This is a genomic window from Rhodococcus sp. WAY2 (assembly GCF_009859915.1).
Lineage (GTDB): Bacteria > Actinomycetota > Actinomycetes > Mycobacteriales > Mycobacteriaceae > Rhodococcus_F > Rhodococcus_F oxybenzonivorans.
On the sequence record NZ_CP046572.1, the window covers coordinates 314,721 to 331,334 of the forward strand.

Consider the following 16,614-nt stretch of genomic DNA (forward strand, 5'->3'; position numbering starts at 1 on the left):
CGGGGTCTCGCAAGGGTGCAGTCGCGACTGTTTCGGGTGCGCCTCCCATTCCGTCGGCGCAACGCGATGCCTGGCTGAGCGGGAAAAATCCCGAACGGCGTTCAAGTCGGGCGCGGAACTGGACGAGTGACAAGGTTATGGCAGCTCGGAGTTCGACTGTGATCGAACTCACAGCACTCGACTTCGGTTGACGGAAACCGAGACTTTGGTAATCCGTACTTCGCATCACCGGGTAGCCGGCCTCGGCCTCCGGTCGCCCCGAACGTTATGTACGCGCCCGGTCACTCAGCGGGCGAGTGCCTTCGGCTGCACCACCGGGGTGATCAGTGTGCCCGAGGTGAGGAAGTCGTCGAGGTTGCGCAACGTGAGCGCCTCCATGGCGGCTCGGGTTTCGACGGTGCCGCTCGCGACGTGGGGAAGAAGGACGACGGTGTCGAGCGCCAGCAGCGCCTCGGGAGTGTGCGGCTCGTCGGTGAATACGTCGAGACCCGCCCCCGCGAGGCGTCGTTCGGTGAGCAACTCGACGAGTGCCTCTTCGTCCACGACCGTGCCGCGGGCCACGTTGATCAGATAGCCGTCGGGACCGAGCGCCTCGAGCGCGGCGCGGTCGACGAGCTTCGCGGTGCCCCGACCTCCCGCCGCTGCCACCACGAGTACGTCGACGCCGGCGGCCAGGTCCACCACCGACCCGACGTACGTGTACGCAGAGCCGGACACCTCGTGCCGGTTGTGGTACGAGATCGAGCAACCGAATCCTTCGAGTCGGGTGGCGATCGCCGAGCCGATTCTCCCGAGCCCCACGATGCCGACCCGGGTGCCGCTCACCTTGCGGGTGAGAGGGAAGTTGCCGTCCACGGGCCACCGCCCCGCCCGCACGTAGCGGTCGGCGGCCGAGAACCCGCGAAGGGTGTCGATCAGCAACCCGACCGCGGTGTCGGCAACGCAGTCGGTGAGGACGTCCGGAGTGTTGCTCACTCCGATGCCGCGTTCCGCGGCGAGCGCGACATCTGTTGTGTCGTAACCGACTCCGAAGTGCACGATCGCCCCGAGGCGGGGGAGGGCGGTCATCAACGTCGCATCGACTCCGGTCCGGCCGGACGTGACCACCGCAGTGACGGACTCGGCGTGCTCGCGCAGGAAGTTCGACCGCCCCTCGCCCATGGGCAGGTCGAGTGCGTCGTACCGCTCCGTCAGCGTCGCCGCGAGGGAGGGCTTCAACGGTCCGGCCATCAGTACTCGGCCGAGGTGAACACCCTGCGCCGCAATCGAATTCGGAGAAGCCTCTGCCGTCGCCATTCAGTCCTCCTCGCACGAGGTGGAGCGAGTCTCCACGCATCGGGATACTCGAACGTTAAGCCGGGTCCCAATGCCTGTCCAACACGTAAATAACATGGACCGATACCGAAACGGCATGATTGACGGCCTCTCTGACGACGGTGAAGGGGAGCGCCACCGGATATCCGCCGGTCACGGGCCTGCCCCGGGGTGATCGCAGTCTCCTCGGCGGGTGTCGTGTGACGGGGCTCACCTGGCCTTTTGGCGCAGCAACCTCGACTTACCGCTGTTGACGCTGTTCCGGGCCGCTTCTAGCGTGTGTCTACCGTCACAGACGGGCCCTCTTCATTCGCGGACAGTCGCGACACATCCTACGGAGGACACCATGAGCCCTGCACGTTCGTTGCAGCAGGGAACCCGTTACCGCGCCGCCATTGCAGCCACAGCCGTGATGACGGTGTCGGCGCTGGCCGCCGGCTGCTCGGTGGCCAATTCGAACCACAGCGATGCCGCCAGCCCCGACACGCTGCGCATCGTGCTCCCCCAGGAGCCGCCCACGCTCGAACCCTGCGACGCGTCCCTCACCTCGACCGGTGTCGTGGTGCGGTCGAACATCACCGAACCCCTGGTCGAGCGCAACGCCGACACGGGCGACCTCGAACCGAAACTCGCCGAGTCCTGGGAGCAGACGTCCGGGAACGTGTGGACGTTCCGCATCCGCCCCGGCGTGACGTTCAGCGACGGCAGCGTGTTCGACGCCGCGGACGCCGCCTTCTCGATCGACCGGGCCGTCAACTCCACCATCGGCTGCGATGTGGACGGGTACGTCTTCGGTGACGACCCGCTGGTGGTCGCGGCGGTCGACCCCGGAACGGTAACGGTGACGACGCCCACCGCCGATCCCATCCTTCCGCTGCGGATCTCGTTCGTGGAGATGGTGCCCACCACCACGGATGCGCAGGACAAGGTGCGGGAACCCATCGGAACGGGTCCATACCGGGTGGACTACTGGGACCACGGCCAGCGCCTGTCGCTGGTCCGGAACGACACCTACTGGGGTGCGATGCCCGAGTATGCGCGCGCGATCTACCAGTGGCGCACCGAGGGCAGTGTGCGCGCCGCCATGGTCACCAACGACGAGGCGGAACTCGCCACCTACCTCGGCCCGGAAGACGGGGCGGGTGACCTGGGGGTCGCCTACCCCAACAACGAGACGACGGCGCTGCGGATGCAGGCGAACGAACCGCCGCTCGACGACTACCGCATCCGTGAGGCGATCGACTACTCCGTCAACCGCAGCGGCATCGTCAAGGCGCTCTTCCAAGGGCTCGGCGATCCGGCAGCGCAGCTGGTCGGCAGCAGCATCGTCGGGTTCGATCCGGATCTGCAGCCCACACCGTACGACCCCGGCCGGGCGGCCGCCCTCGTCGCCGAGGCGAAGGCCGACGGCGTCCCGGTCGACAAGGAAATTCGGTTGATCGGCCGCACCGGTCAGTTCCCGAAGATCAACGAGACCATCGAGGTCATCCAGAACTCGCTCAGCGAGGCAGGTCTCAACGTCAAGATCGAGATGATGGACACGGCCGGGCAGATGCAGTACCAGATCCGCCCGTTCCCCGATGCCGGTCCGGTGCTGCTGATGATCCAGCACGGCAACCAGGCGGGTGACGCGCAGTTCACCGTCGACCAGTACATGCGCAGTGACGGTTACCAAAGTTATTTCGGCACAGAGACATACGACGCGCGGATCGACGCGGCCGAAGCGCTCGTCGGGGACGCCCGCCAGGACGCCTTCGCGGCGGTTCTCGCGGACGAACCGACAGAGCTCCGCCAGTTCGCGTACATCGCGCACATGAATGCGGTGCTCGCCAAGTCGCCGTCCGTCCGGTACGAGCCGAACTCGGCGACGGGAGACGAGATGCGCTTGAGCGAGATGACCCGCGCCGACACCGATGCGAGCAGTTAACCCTCTCCCCAGCCCACCCGGAGGAACCCTGATGTCCCGACCGATACCGTCCGAAAGGCGGTGACCCGTGTTCGCATTCCTGCGCCGACGCGTGTACACCAGTCTCGTTCCACTGCTCGTCGTGCTTTTCGGTGTATTTCTCCTCGCCCGTCTCACCGGCGATCCGACCAACCTGTACCTGCCGGTGTCGGCCACACCCGATCAGCGGGCGGAGTTCGCCGCGGAGAACGGTCTGGACAAGCCGGTCCTGAGCCAGATGCTCGACTATCTCTCCGGGGTCGTCCACCTCGACTTCGGTGAGTCGCTGCGGACGGGCGAATCCGCCGCCGCCATGGCGCTCCGGGCCTTCCCCGCCACCCTCCAGCTCGCGTTCTTCACGATGCTGCTGGCGGTGATCGGTGCGGTCGTGATCGGGTGCTGGGCCGCGTACCGGCCCAACTCGCCGGCCGACCGGGTGTCGAGCCTGCTGTCGATGACCGCCGCCAGCATCCCCGACTTCTGGTTCGCCATCACCGGAGTGTGGATCTTCGCCGTGGTGCTCGGCGTGCTCCCCACGTCGGGAACGGGCAGTGCCCTGTCGTGGATCCTGCCGATCGCCACCCTGCTGATCCGACCGCTCGGCGTGCTCACCCAGGTGGTGCGCGGTGCGATGGTGTCCGCGCTCTCCGCACCATACGTACGTCTTGCCCGCAGCAAGGGCGCCGGCGACCTGCGGGTGGTCACCCACCATGCGCTGCGCAACGCGGCCGCACCCGCTCTCACGGTGGCCGGCGACCTCACCGTCGGCCTGGTCAACGGCGCCGTGGTGGTCGAGGCGATCTTCGGGTGGCCCGGCATCGGCAAGCTGATGATCGACGCGATTCTGCAGCGCGACTTCGCGGTGCTGCAGGCCGCGGTCCTCGTCACCGCGGTCAGCATCTTCGTGCTCAACATCCTGATCGACGCCGGGTATGCGCTTCTCGACGCGCGTGTCCGCGAGAAGTCCAAGGTCTAGGAGGCCGCCGACATGTCCATCGACAACCCTCCCCGGGTGGAGGAGCCCACCGCAGTCCCGCTGCCGAACGAACCGGTCCCGACCGCACCCGGCAGGCCGGAGAAATCCGCGGCAGGGAAGATGCCGCTGTGGCGGCTGCTGCTGCGCGACCGGATGGCCACGGTGGCCGCGGCGATCCTCGTCATCGTGTTCCTGGTGGCCGTCTTCGGTCCCTGGCTCGTCGGTGACGCGGCCACGGACCAGGACCTCGAGAAATCCACCCTCGCGCCCTTCGACGTGACCAACGGCTGGATGAACATCCTCGGCACCGATCCGCTCGGCCGCAGCATGCTCGCCCGGCTCGTCGTCGCGTGCCGCACCACTCTTCTCGTGGCACTACCAGCGGTCGCGCTGTCCTGCGTCATCGGCTCGCTGGTCGGCATGTGGGCCGGTTACCACCGTGGATGGCGTGAGACGACGGCGATGCGAGTCGCCGACGTCATCATGAGCTTCCCCTCCCTGCTGATGGCCGTGGTGGTGTTGTACGTCTTCTCACCGAGTGCGGCGAACATCGTTCTGGTGCTGGCCATTACCCGCATTCCGATCTACCTGCGCACCGCCCGCGCCGAGTCGGCAGAACTGCAGAGCCGGTTGTTCGTCGATGCCGCACGCACTTTCGGCGCTCGCAGCGGAGCAATCATCAGGCGGCACGTGTTCCCGATCCTCCTGCCGACTCTCCTGACCGTCGCGACCCTCGACTTCTGCTACGTGATGCTCGCCGAATCGTCACTGAGCTTCCTCGGCATCGGCATCCAGCCACCGGACATCAGCTGGGGCCTCATGGTGTCGCAGGGCCGCACGTACCTGCAGACGGCGTGGTGGCTGTCGTTCTTCCCCGGACTGGCCATCGTGATTACGACGGTGTCGGCCACCGTACTGGCGGCGTGGGCGCGCATCGCCACCGACCCGGGCCAGCGCTGGCGCCTGACCGTGCCCCGCTCGCGCCGTTCGCGCCTTCTCCCCACCCGAAAGGTTGTCTCATGAGCGCACCCGCAGCAGCCGTCGAATCTCCCGAGGTCGCAGAGACCGACCGTGTGGCCCTCCAGGTCTCGGATCTGACCGTCGACCTGCGTACCCCCGCAGGGACCGTCCGGGCCGTCGACGCGGTGTCGTTCACCGCCCGCCGTGGTGAGACGCTCGCCCTGCTGGGCGAATCCGGGTGTGGCAAATCGATGACCGCCCAGGCGCTCGTCGGTCTGCTCGAGCCGATCGCGGACATCACCAGCGGTTCGGTGCGCCTCGGGGAGGTGGACCTCGTCACCGCAAACACCAAGACCCGCCGCGCCCTGGCCGCCACCGAACTCGCCATCGTCTTCCAGGACGCACTGACCGCGCTGAACCCGGTCTACACTGTCGGTAAGCAACTGGCAGAACCGTTTCGGCTCCACCGCGGTATGACGGCCAAACAGGCCCGCCGGGAAGCGATCGCCTTGATGCGCCGGGTGGGTATCCCCGAACCCGACTCCCGCGCCGACTCGTACCCGCACCAGTTCTCCGGGGGCATGCGCCAGCGACTGCTGATCGCCATGGCCGTCGCGCTCAGCCCGTCGGTACTGCTCGCCGACGAGCCGACCACCGCGCTGGACGTCACCGTGCAGGCACAGATCATGTCCCTGCTGCGCGACCTGCGCAGCGAACACGACATGGCGGTCGTCCTCATCACCCACGACCTTGCTCTCGTCGCCGAGGAAGCCGACCGCGTCGCAATCATGTATGCCGGCAACGTGGTCGAGACCGGCCCGGTGTCCGAGGTATTCGCCCATCCGCGCCACCCGTATACCAAGGGCCTCCTCGATTCGGTCCCGGTGCGCGCGGTGCGCGGAGAAGATCTGAAGTCCATCGGCGGCACACCGCCGGACCTGCATTCCATTCCCTCGGGCTGTGTCTACCAGGCCCGGTGCCCGCTGGCCCGCGATCTCTGCCGCACAACCCGGCCACCGCTCGAGAAGGTCCGAGGAGCCGGTCGTCGATCCGCATGTCATTTCCCCGAGGAGGTAACCGGTGTCTGAGTCGATACTCGAGGTGCGGGGGCTGACCAAAACTTTCAAGGTCCCCGCCAACAAGGCAGGCAAGAACCAGCTACGCGCACTCGACGGCATTCACCTCGACCTGGCTCGCGGTGAGACTCTGGGCCTGGTGGGTGAATCGGGTTGCGGCAAATCCACTCTCGCCCGCACGTTGATGATGCTCGAGCGCCCGGACTCCGGTTCGGTGACGTGGGACGGGGTCGACCCGTTCTCGCTGCGGGGCAAGGATCTACTGGCCCTGCGCCGCCGCGTGCAGATGGTGTTCCAGGATCCGTACGCCTCGCTGAACTCGCGCATGTCGGCGGGCGAGATCATCGCGGAACCGTGGCGAACCCACAAGAATCTGTACAAGTCGGGTCGGGACCGCACCGCACGGGTGCGGGAACTGCTGCAGCTCGTCGGGCTGCGGGCGAGTGACGAGAACCGGTATCCGCAGGAGTTCTCCGGCGGGCAGCGTCAGCGGCTCGGCATCGCACGCGCCCTGGCCCTGAACCCGAGCGTCGTCATCTGCGACGAACCGGTGTCGGCACTCGACCTCTCGGTGCAGGCCCAGGTGCTGAACCTGCTGGGCGATCTGCAGACGCAGCTCGGAATCTCGTACGTGTTCATCTCCCACGACCTGTCCGTGGTCCGGCACGTCGCCGATCGGGTGGCGGTGATGTACCTGGGGCGGATCGTGGAGACGGGTGCGACGGACGCCGTGTTCGACCGGCCGGCGCACCCCTACACGGAGGCGCTGATGTCCGCGGCGCCCAAGCTGGACGCCGCCTCGCGGAAACACCGGATCATTCTCGACGGCGAGGTGCCCTCGCCCCTCGACCCGCCGTCCGGCTGCCGGTTCCGCACGCGCTGCGCCCACGCGACCGACATCTGCGCGAGCACGATCCCTCCGAAGGCCGTTGACGTGCGAGAGGCACACCACGTCGCCGAATGTCACCACCCCCGCGGTCGTGCGGAACTGGGCATGCCACTCGCGGTCGGGTGAGCGGGGCGGCCGGGGACGACAGCTGACGTGATGCACGATGTGCATCGTTCGATGCTCAACAAGTGTTGGACACGTATCGATGGCCGCCCATACGATTCTTGTGAGCCGCGTCACCGGCGGTCTCGTGTTTCGAAAGGTAGGGAATGAGAACAGCCGACACCCCGGTCGTCACCGACATGCGTGTGGTCCCGATTGCAGGTCGAGACAGTATGTTGCTGAACCTCTCCGGCGCGCATGCCCCGTACTTCACCCGCAACCTGGTGATCCTCACCGATTCCGACGGCAACGTCGGCGTGGGAGAGGTGCCCGGCGGTGAACCGATCCGGCGCACTCTCGAGGACGCCCGCCCGATCGTGACGGGTCGCAGCATCGGCGAGTACAACGCCGTCCTCGCCGACATGCGCCGGACGTTCGTGGATCGGGACGCCGCCGGACGCGGCAATCAAACGTTCGACCTGCGTGTGGCGATTCATGCCGTGACCGCGGTCGAGTCGGCCCTGCTGGATCTCCTCGGCAGGCACCTCGGTGTCCCGGTCGCGGGCCTGCTCGGTGACGGCAAGCAACGGGACCGCGTGCAGGCGCTCGGGTACCTGTTCTTCATCGGCGATCGGACGGCGACCGACCTCGACTACCTGTCCGGTGAGGGCGAGTCCGACGAGTGGCTTCGTCTGCGGCACGAGGAGGCCCTGACCCCCGATGCCATCGTCCGCCTCGCCGAGGCGGCCCATGCGCGTTACGGTTTCGAGGATTTCAAGCTGAAGGGTGGGGTGCTCGCCCCGCGCGAAGAGGCGGCGGCAGTGACTGCGCTGGCCGAACGGTTCCCGTCCGCGCGCATCACGCTCGACCCCAACGGCGGCTGGTTGCTGGCGGAAGCGATCGAGACGTGCCGGGGATTGCGTGACGTCCTCGCGTACGCGGAGGATCCGGTGGGTCCCGAGGGCACTTTCTCCGGTCGCGAGGTGATGAGTGAATTCAAGCGGGCAACCGGACTGCCGACGGCCACGAACATGATCGCCACCGATTGGCGGGAGTTGGGCCACACCATCCGCTCCGGCGCCGTCGACATTCCCCTGGCCGACCCGCACTTCTGGACGATGGCGGGTTCGGTTCGGGTGGCGCAACTGTGCGACGCCTGGGGGCTGACGTGGGGTTCGCATTCCAACAACCACTTCGACGTCTCCCTCGCCATGTTCACCCATGTGGCAGCGGCCGCACCCGGTGACATCACCGCCATCGACACGCACTGGATCTGGCAGGACGGGCAGCGGATCACGAATGCGCCGTTCGCCATCGAAGACGGATACCTGACCGTGCCGACCACGCCCGGTCTCGGTGTGGAGCTCGACATGGATCGGGTGGAAGCGGCGCACGAACTCTATCTCCGTGAAGGTCTGGGCGCCCGAGACGATTCGGTGGGCATGCAGTTCCTCGTGCCGAACTGGACTTTCGACAGCAAGCGGCCCGCACTGGTACGCGGCCGGTGAAGATCGTCGTCGGCGACCGGAACCTGCTGCCACACAAGGAACTGTTCGAATCCGGGCTGCCGTCCGGGGCTTCCGTGTCCTGGCATCGGAGGTTCGACGAACCGGCGATCGTCGCCGATGTGGCCGACGCCGACGTGTACGTGGGTGGCCGGTTCACCGCCGCGATGGCCGCCGCCGCACCGAAACTCCGTCTGGTGCACGTAGCGGGCGCGGGCACCGACAAGGTTGACTTCGATGCCCTCCCCACTGACACTCTGGTGGCCAACACCTTTCATCACGAAGACTCCATCGCCGAATACATCGTGTCGGCGGCGGTCCTGCTGCGACGCGGACTGCTCGATCAGGATCGTGCGCTGCGCGGCGACCGATGGGCCAGCTCCGTGTACGACGACGCGATCCCGCAGCCGGCGTCGATGCACGACGCGCGCATCGGATTCGTCGGGTTCGGTCACATCGGCAGGCGGTCGTGGAACCTGCTTCGAGCATTCGGTTCGTCCGGCTGCGTCGTCACCGGCCGGGGACGTGTCGACGCCGGTGCGGAAGGACTCGTGTGGGCGGGTGACCACTCGTCGCTGCTGCGCCTGATGTTCGAGTCCGACATCGTGGTGGTGTCGGCGCCGCTGAACTCCGCGACCCGCGGGATGATCGGCACCGCGGAATTGGCGGCACTGGGAGCCGGTGGTGTGGTGATCAACGTCGGCCGCGGCCCGCTGATCCAAGAACAGGCGCTCTACGACGCTCTCGCGACGGGCGTCATCGCCTCGGCCGCGGTAGACGTCTGGTACGCCGACCCCGACACGAACGGTCGGGGTGCCCCGGCCGCGCACCCGTTCCGGGACCTGCGGAACCTTCTCATGACACCGCATTCCTCCGGCGTCACCCGGCACACCTTCGTCGGACGGGTCCGGGACATCACCGACAACATCCGCCGGCTCGACGCCGGGCAAACCGTTCTGCGCACCGTCCGCCCCGGTTAGAACCTCCGGGCCTGTGACTTGGCCCACGGAACAGGTAGGTTATGTGTAACCGCAAAAACTACTAACCAGTAGGGGTACGTCATGCCTGTTCCGTCCGCCGCCACATTCGCGCGGCTCGCTGATCTCATCGCCATCCCCGAGGCGGCGGATCGTCCGACCCGTTCCGTCGTCGAGGCATTCACGGGCAAGGAACTGGCGACCGTCCCGATCGGTACCGCCCAGGACGCCGTGGACGCCATCGCTCGTGCCCGGGTCGCGCAGAAGGACTGGGCACAGCGGCCGGTCACCGAACGGGCCGCCATCTTCCACCGGTACCGCGAACTGGTGCTCGAGAACCGCGACGCCCTGATGGACATGGCGCAGGCAGAGACCGGAAAGTCCCGCACGGCCGCCCAGGAGGAGATCCTCGACATCTCGATGACGGCCCGCCACTACGCGCGCGTCGCACCGAAGCTGCTCCGCCCCCGCCGCGTCTCCGGGATGCTGCCGGTGCTCACCAAGACCGTGGTGCGATACCAGCCCAAGGGCGTCGTCGGCGTCATCTCTCCCTGGAACTACCCGATGACCCTCGCGGTGTCCGACGCCATCGCGGCCCTCCTCGCCGGCAATGCGGTGGTGCTCAAGCCGGACAGTCAGACGCCATACTGCGCGCTGGCCTGCGTCGACCTGCTCTACAAGGCGGGACTTCCGCGTGACCTGTTCGCCGTGGTCCCCGGGCCGGGCTCGGTCGTCGGCACGGCGCTCGTCGAGAACACCGAGTACGTGATGTTCACGGGGTCCTCGCAGACCGGGCAGCTCCTCGCCGAGCAGGCCGGTCGCCGGCTCATCGGTTTCTCCGCAGAACTCGGGGGCAAGAACCCGATGATCGTCACGGCCGGTGCCAACCTCCGCGAGGTCACCGATGCCGCCGTGCGCGCCTGCTACTCCAACTCGGGCCAGCTGTGCATCTCGATCGAGCGCATCTACGTGGAAGAATCCATCGCCCCCGAGTTCACCCGCATGTTCGGTGAGCGGGTGCGCAACATGTCATTGGGCGCCGGCTACGACTTCGGCATCGAAATGGGCAGCCTGGTGTCGGAGGCGCAGGTGAAGGCGGTGTCCAGCCACGTCGACGACGCCGTGGTCAAGGGTGCCACCGTGGTGGCCGGCGGCAAGGCGCGCCCCGATCTCGGACCGCTGTTCTACGAGCCGACAGTCCTCACCGGAGTTCCCGAGGACGCCGAGTGCTACCGCGAGGAAACGTTCGGACCGCTGGTGTCGGTGTACCCGGTGGCGAACGTCGACGAGGCGATCGAACGTGCCAACGACACCGAATACGGGCTCAACGCCAGCGTATGGGCGGGAACCAAGGCGGAGGGTGAGGCGATCGCGGCCCGTATCCACGCCGGAACGGTCAACGTCGACGAGGGCTATGCCCCCGCCTGGGGCAGCACCGGCGCGCCGATGGGCGGCATGGGAGTGTCCGGGGTCGGGCGCCGCCACGGTGCGGACGGGCTCCTCAAGTACACCGAACCCCAGACCATCGCCACTACCCGCATTCTCAATCTCGGCGGACCACGCGGATTGCCGCCCAAGGTGTGGGCCAAGATCATGCCGCCGTTCGTGAAGGCGCTGCAGTACGTGCCGGGACGCTGAGTCTCACCCCAGGGTGGTCGTTTTACCCGCCCTGGGGTGCCTGTCGTCGGTGGACGCCCGGGTGGAGGCTGTGGGTGATGGTTACACCCGCGGAGGCGCCCCTCATGAATTCTCGGCCGACACCAGCCGAACACCCCTGCCCTGGCATCCGGCGTGAGAACGTGGAGTTCTCCTCCGGCGGACAGCGCTGCGCCGCCTGGCTCTATCACCCCCCATCGCCCACCTCGGCGGCACTTCCGTGTGTCGTGCTGGCGCACGGCTGGAGCGGCGTGCGTGAACAACGACTCGACGCCTACGCCGAGCGGTTCGCGGCCGCGGGATTCGCGGTACTGGTGTTCGACTACCGCTACTTCGGTGCCAGCGAAGGGGAACCCCGGCAACTCCTCGACCTCGACAGTCAGCTCGTCGACTGGGCCGGCGCTCTCGACTACGTGCGCAGTCGTCCCGACATCGATCCCGACCGCATCGCGATCTGGGGCACCTCGCTGGCCGGCGGTCTCGTCCTGACGACGGCCGCGCGGGATCACCGGGTGGCGGCCGTGGTGTCGCAGGTGCCGTACGTCGACGGGCTGACGAACCTTCGCAGGCTCGGCATCGCGGGGCTGGCCCGCATGTCGGTCGCCTACCTGCGGGATCGGCTCGCGCAGTTACGACGTCGGCCGCCGCACATGTTCCCCGTGGTCGGGCCGCCGGGGTCGTTCGCGGCCATCACCACCCCCGATGCGGAGGCGGGATACCGCGCCATGGACCCGCCCGGTTCGACGTGGCGCAACGAAACTCCCGGACGTGTCGCGTTGCAGGCTGCGCTCTACCGGCCGACGAGGGCGGTCGCGCAGATCGGCTGTCCGGTCTTGTTCGCCATCGCCGACAACGACGTCGTCACCTTCACGCGCAGTGCGCGGAAGGCCGCGGCCAAGACCCCGGATGCCGAGGTACACGAGTACCCGGGCGGTCACTTCGACGTCTACTTCGGTGAGCTCTTCGAGAAGGTGGTGGCCGACCAGATCGAATTCCTGATTCGCACTGTGGGCGAGGGGCGGCCGCCGACCGTCTCGGAGCTCCTCAGGCCCGGCCGAACACTGCCGGCCGCTTCTCCTGGAATGCCGCAACGCCTTCCGCGAAGTCGGGCGCGGCGAGCAGCACTTCCTGTCCCGTGCGCTCGCGGGCACAGGCGCTGTCGAGTTCGGTCAGCGTGGCATCGTTGACCGCGTCTTTGGTGAGGTGGAAGGCCTCCGGCGGTCCGTCGGCGAGACGTCGGGTGAGGGCATCCACCGAGGCGGCGAACTCGTCGTCGGAATAGACGTCCGAGATCAAACCGGCGTCGAGGGCGTCCCTCGCCGGAAGACGCTCGGCCAGTAGGGCCATTCTCATGGCACGGGCTCGGCCGATCGATGCGGCGACGAGGGCGGTGGCGCCTCCGTCCGGCATCAGACCCACCTTCGTGAATGCCAGCAGGAAGTAACTCGATTCGGTAGCGACAACGAGATCGCAGGCCAGCGCGAGGGAGACACCGACACCGGCTGCGGGACCGTTGACGGCGCCGATCACGGGACAGGGGAACGCCCGGAGCGCGGCGACGACGCGATTGGCGGCGTCGATCGTGGCGGTCGACGGCGGGCCCGACACGTCGGTACTCGTCGTAAGGTCGGCGCCCGTGCAGAACGCCCGGCCGGCCCCAGTGAGTACCGCGACCCGCACCTCGGCGTCACCCGAGAATTTTTCCAACGCGTCCGCAACGGCGTCGAGTGTTTCGGTGGTGACGGCATTCATGCGGGAGGGCCGGTCGAGCGTGATGCGGAGGACGCCGTTGTCGACGGTCGTGTCCACACCGGGTAGGTCGGAAGTCATGAGGGTCCTTCGGTGTCGTGGGGGAGGAGGGACAGCGCGATTTTGCCTGCAGCCGAGCGTGTTTCGAGGGCGCGCAGGGCGTCGGCAGCGTGTTCGAACGCATAGATGGTGGGTTCGGTGATCTGCAGTGCACCGGATTCGAGCAGCGGTTCCAGGGCGGCCCACTGCCGCTTCGTGTAGCCGGGGTCGGTGCGCACGTACTCGGCCCACCCGGCCCCGAGGACCGAGATGTTTCGGAGAAGAAGGCGATTGACCTTGACTGTGGGGATCTCGCCGCCGGTGAAGCCGAGGACCACGAGTCGCCCGTTGGGTGCGAGGCTGCGCAGACTGTCGGTGAACCGGTCGCCGCCCACCGGGTCGAGGATGATGTCGACTCCGCGGCCGCCGGTGATTGCCCGGACACGGTCTTTCCACCCGTCGAGGAGGACGACGTGGTCGGCGCGGTGGGCCTTCGCGATGCCGGCCTTCTCCTCGGTGCTGACCACGGCGATCGTCTCGAGTCCCAGAGCGGCCGCCACCTGCAGTGCGGCCACCCCGACACCCCCGGCGGCGCCATGGACCAGAACCGTTTCGCCGGCGCGGAACCGCGCGCGCTCGTCCAGGGCGAAGTGCACGGTGAGGTAGTTCAGGAGAAAACCGGCGCCGGCTTCGAGCGACACCGAGTCGGGCAACGGAAACACGGAGTGAGGTTCCACCGCCACGGTCTGCTGCCACGCGCCGCCGGAGGCGAGTACCGCCACCCGCTGTCCGGCGTGAAAACCGCTGTCTTCCGGAGCGTCTCGTACCACTCCGGCGCCCTCGACACCGAGCACGCACGGAAGGTCGCGCACCACCTGGTAGCTGCCCGTGGTCTGCAACAGGTCGGGAAAGGCCACCCCGGCGGCGTGCATATCGACGACGACGAGACCGGATCCGTCGGGTTCGTCGATCTCGGCGAGCCGGACACCGCTCGGTCCGGATTGAGCAGTCAGTTGCTGGGCATACACGTGGTGATCTCCTCCGTCGGTCCCTGGACTATCCATACCAGACGCAACTTAACGTGCGCTAGGTAAAGCTGGCCATTGACCGTGCCCGGTCGTCGTGGTACTAACTTTAACGAGCGATCAGTAATCATGCGTGAGTCGAAGGGTGTGACGTGCCGGAAATGACGGAGACGACGGAGGCAGCCGCATTGTGGGAGCGGCGTGGAGGCATCGGCATCATCACGCTGAACCGCCCCAAGGCGCTCAACGCGGTGAACGGCGCATTGTCGACCGCGGTGGGCAATCTGCTCGAGCAGGCCGAGAACGACCCCGAGGTGCGGGTCATCGTGATCACCGGGTCGGGTCGCGCGTTCTGTGCGGGCGCCGACCTGAAGGAACTCTCCGTCGGTAAGGCCATCTCCGCGGAGGGGCATCCGGAGTGGGGTTTCGCCGGATACGCGCAGCACTGGATCAGCAAGCCGACCATCGCCGCGGTCAACGGGTTCGCCCTGGGCGGTGGCACCGAACTGGTGCTCGCCAGCGACCTCGCGGTCGTCGATGAAGGAGCGGCCCTCGGGTTGCCCGAGGTCAAGCGAGGATTGTTCGCGGCCGCGGGCGGAGTGATCCGTCTGCAGCAGCAGATTCCGAAGAAGGTCGCGCTGGAGATCGCGCTCACCGGCGAGCCGATCACCGCGGCGCAGGGCAAGGAACTGGGCCTGGTCAACCGGGTCGCCCCGGCCGGCACCGCCCTCGACGTCGCGCTCGAACTCGCCGAGCAGATCGCCGCGAACGCGCCGCTGTCGGTGCGCGAATCGAAGGCGATGATCCACCGGACCGCCACCGAAGACGACTGGGGCGACCGGGCGTGGGAGGCGAACAACGCCGCGCTCGCCGTCGTGTTCTCCAGCGCGGACGCCAAGGAAGGGCCCACCGCGTTCGCCGAGAAACGCCAGCCGGTGTGGCAGGGCCGCTGAAGGGCCCTTCGGGCCTGTGAGTACTTCTTAACCGCGGGCGGTTTGTGCTGTCTACGTTGATATGAGACACGGGTGTCTACGTAGATGCGAGACAGATTTTAGGCGGGTTGGAGTTGTCCTTGGTAGCGCTTGGTGTGGTCGAGGTGTAGGTGTCCGATCACGTTGCCGTCGGCGGTGTAGGCGGTGACGTGGTCGTCGTCGTGGAGCAGGGTGATGGTCTGCCCGGCTCTGCGCCGGCCGACGCTCAGTCGGGTGTGGGAGTCGATGCACACGGTGCCGGCGGAGGAGACGATCAGGGCGTGCACGGTGGCGTCGTGTTGGATCGGAAGTGCTTGTGGCCCACCGAGGAGTGGCGCGTTCTGCCAGGCCTGCAGTGGCGGCATCTTGACCGCACTGTGCGGGCGGTCGGTGTTGTAGAACCGCTGGTAGGTGTCGCAGAGCTGCTGCAGTTCGATCAGAGTGGTCGGTTGGGTGGGGTGAGTGGCCAACCATTGCTTGAAGGTGCGGTGGTGGCGTTCGACCTTCCCGCAGGTCTGTGGGTGGTATGGGGTGGAGTGGATCAGCCGCGCCCCGGCCCGCTTCACGACCCGGGTGAAGCCCGAGGTGCCGCCCTTGGTGCGGCGGGAGGTGAACGCGCTGCCGTTGTCGGCGAGTACCAGTGCCGGAACCCCGAAGTCGGTGAACGCGGCGGTGATCGCCGCGATCGCCCCGGCGGCGGTCTCGGCGTCCGCGACCCGGGTGGCGACCAGGGTGCGGGTGCAGTCGTCGAGGACCTCGAAGACGGTGGCCTTGGCTCCGGTCGCCAACCGAACTTCGGTGGCGTCGATCTGATAGCAGTCGCGGGGTTTGCGGTAGCAGAACCGGCGGTAGGACGATTTCGGGCGTTTCTTCGGCTCGGGGACGACCAGGTGGTAGCGGGAGAGGATCTTGTTGATCGTGGCCCGGGACGGGATGGTCCAGCCCTGCTCGGACCAGTGTTGTTTCTCGGCGACCGCGTTCAGGTGGTAGGCGATGGTGTCGGCGCCGCGCTCGTGATGGGGCAGGTTGAGGCGAAGCCGCACGATCTCGGCCTCCACCTCCCACGCGGTGGCGTGTGGGCAGGAGGTGGGCCGGCGGGACCGGGCGGTCCACCGGCCGTCCTCCTCGATCCGTTTCTTGTGCCGGTAGGCGGTGGCGCGGGAGATCCCGTGGTCGGTGCACCAGCGGGCGAAGTTCCCGTCGAACATGTCGGCGCCGGTGGTCTGCGAGACCACCAGCAGGGCGTGTAGCAGTTCCATGACGGCTTCCGTTCCGGTCATGAACCAAGTCCACGACCAGTCAGGTGCCTCATACCTCAATCGACAGCAGCGTGTCTCACATCTGGGTGGACATCATCTGTCTCACATGTCCCCAGACTCAACAAACCGCGGGCGGTTAACAAGTACTCACGGCACAAGAACTCGGCCCGG

At 67.3% G+C, this 16,614-nt stretch carries 13 protein-coding genes and 1 pseudogene; 10 read left to right on the plus strand and 4 right to left on the minus strand.

Features of this window, described 5'->3' with window-relative positions; all coding sequences use genetic code 11:
* Nucleotides 1–285: 285 nt before the first annotated feature.
* The gene (locus tag GFS60_RS01455; RefSeq protein WP_159918682.1) at nt 286–1,296 is read right to left on the minus strand and encodes a 2-hydroxyacid dehydrogenase; all 1,011 of its coding nucleotides are present in this window, start codon (nt 1,294–1,296) and stop codon (nt 286–288) included.
* A 364-nt stretch (nt 1,297–1,660) separates the two neighbouring features.
* On the opposite strand from GFS60_RS01455, the gene GFS60_RS01460 reads away from it, so the two are divergent.
* The 9 genes and pseudogenes from GFS60_RS01460 to GFS60_RS01500 all read left to right on the plus strand — a co-directional run.
* Complete coding sequence (locus GFS60_RS01460) at nt 1,661–3,241, plus strand: ABC transporter substrate-binding protein (protein WP_159918683.1); 1,581 nt, start codon at nt 1,661–1,663, stop codon at nt 3,239–3,241.
* A gap of 67 nt (nt 3,242–3,308) precedes the next feature.
* Nucleotides 3,309–4,235 carry an ABC transporter permease gene (locus GFS60_RS01465; protein ID WP_159918684.1) on the plus strand — a complete coding sequence of 309 codons (927 nt, stop codon included), beginning with the start codon at nt 3,309–3,311 and terminating at the stop codon, nt 4,233–4,235.
* A 12-nt stretch (nt 4,236–4,247) separates the two neighbouring features.
* Nucleotides 4,248–5,258: an ABC transporter permease gene (locus tag GFS60_RS01470; protein WP_236603343.1), complete on the plus strand. Its 1,011-nt coding sequence runs from the start codon at nt 4,248–4,250 to the stop codon at nt 5,256–5,258.
* Complete coding sequence (locus GFS60_RS01475; protein WP_159918685.1) at nt 5,255–6,283, plus strand: ABC transporter ATP-binding protein; 1,029 nt, start codon at nt 5,255–5,257, stop codon at nt 6,281–6,283. The genes GFS60_RS01470 and GFS60_RS01475 overlap by 4 nt, the downstream gene beginning before the upstream one ends.
* The gene (locus GFS60_RS01480) at nt 6,276–7,286 is read left to right on the plus strand and encodes an ABC transporter ATP-binding protein (protein ID WP_159918686.1); all 1,011 of its coding nucleotides are present in this window, start codon (nt 6,276–6,278) and stop codon (nt 7,284–7,286) included. Before GFS60_RS01475 ends, GFS60_RS01480 begins: the two co-directional genes overlap by 8 nt.
* A gap of 143 nt (nt 7,287–7,429) precedes the next feature.
* Nucleotides 7,430–8,770 (plus strand): glucarate dehydratase, encoded by a 1,341-nt coding sequence (gudD, locus tag GFS60_RS01485; RefSeq protein ID WP_159918687.1) that lies wholly within the window; start codon nt 7,430–7,432, stop codon nt 8,768–8,770.
* Entirely contained in the window at nt 8,767–9,747 is a 981-nt protein-coding gene (locus GFS60_RS01490) for a 2-hydroxyacid dehydrogenase (RefSeq protein ID WP_159918688.1), read from the plus strand. Before gudD ends, GFS60_RS01490 begins: the two co-directional genes overlap by 4 nt.
* 81 nt (nt 9,748–9,828) lie before the next feature.
* Complete coding sequence (locus GFS60_RS01495; RefSeq protein WP_159918689.1) at nt 9,829–11,382, plus strand: succinic semialdehyde dehydrogenase; 1,554 nt, start codon at nt 9,829–9,831, stop codon at nt 11,380–11,382.
* Between the two features lie 104 nt (nt 11,383–11,486).
* Nucleotides 11,487–12,344 (plus strand): annotated as a pseudogene (locus GFS60_RS01500) (alpha/beta hydrolase); the annotation flags it as partial.
* Nucleotides 12,345–12,444: 100 nt separating this feature from the next.
* On the opposite strand, the gene GFS60_RS01505 reads toward GFS60_RS01500, so the two are convergent.
* On the minus strand, nt 12,445–13,230 hold the full coding sequence (locus tag GFS60_RS01505) for an enoyl-CoA hydratase (protein ID WP_159918690.1): 786 nt from the start codon (nt 13,228–13,230) through the stop codon (nt 12,445–12,447).
* Nucleotides 13,227–14,216, minus strand: coding sequence for an NADPH:quinone oxidoreductase family protein (locus GFS60_RS01510; RefSeq protein ID WP_159918691.1), 990 nt, complete (start codon nt 14,214–14,216; stop codon nt 13,227–13,229). The genes GFS60_RS01505 and GFS60_RS01510 overlap by 4 nt, the downstream gene beginning before the upstream one ends.
* A 149-nt stretch (nt 14,217–14,365) precedes the next feature.
* Between GFS60_RS01510 and GFS60_RS01515 the strand changes: the two genes are divergently transcribed.
* On the plus strand, nt 14,366–15,166 hold the full coding sequence (locus GFS60_RS01515) for a crotonase/enoyl-CoA hydratase family protein (protein ID WP_159918692.1): 801 nt from the start codon (nt 14,366–14,368) through the stop codon (nt 15,164–15,166).
* Between the two features lie 98 nt (nt 15,167–15,264).
* Here the strand turns inward: GFS60_RS01515 and GFS60_RS01520 are convergent, their stop codons facing one another.
* On the minus strand, nt 15,265–16,464 hold the full coding sequence (locus GFS60_RS01520) for a DDE-type integrase/transposase/recombinase (protein WP_236603167.1): 1,200 nt from the start codon (nt 16,462–16,464) through the stop codon (nt 15,265–15,267).
* Nucleotides 16,465–16,614: the final 150 nt, after the last annotated feature.

Excerpts from the sequence above, each read along its gene's own strand:
- GFS60_RS01470 (WP_236603343.1), top strand. The coding sequence starts at position 4,248 with ATGTCCATCGACAACCCTCCCCGGGTGGAGGAGCCCACCGCAGTCCCG.
- GFS60_RS01495 (WP_159918689.1), top strand. The coding sequence starts at position 9,829 with ATGCCTGTTCCGTCCGCCGCCACATTCGCGCGGCTCGCTGATCTCATC.
- gudD (WP_159918687.1), top strand. The coding sequence starts at position 7,430 with ATGAGAACAGCCGACACCCCGGTCGTCACCGACATGCGTGTGGTCCCG.
- GFS60_RS01505 (WP_159918690.1), bottom strand. The coding sequence starts at position 13,230 with ATGACTTCCGACCTACCCGGTGTGGACACGACCGTCGACAACGGCGTC.
- GFS60_RS01455 (WP_159918682.1), bottom strand. The coding sequence starts at position 1,296 with ATGGCGACGGCAGAGGCTTCTCCGAATTCGATTGCGGCGCAGGGTGTT.
- GFS60_RS01475 (WP_159918685.1), top strand. The coding sequence starts at position 5,255 with ATGAGCGCACCCGCAGCAGCCGTCGAATCTCCCGAGGTCGCAGAGACC.
- GFS60_RS01520 (WP_236603167.1), bottom strand. The coding sequence starts at position 16,464 with ATGACCGGAACGGAAGCCGTCATGGAACTGCTACACGCCCTGCTGGTG.
- GFS60_RS01460 (WP_159918683.1), top strand. The coding sequence starts at position 1,661 with ATGAGCCCTGCACGTTCGTTGCAGCAGGGAACCCGTTACCGCGCCGCC.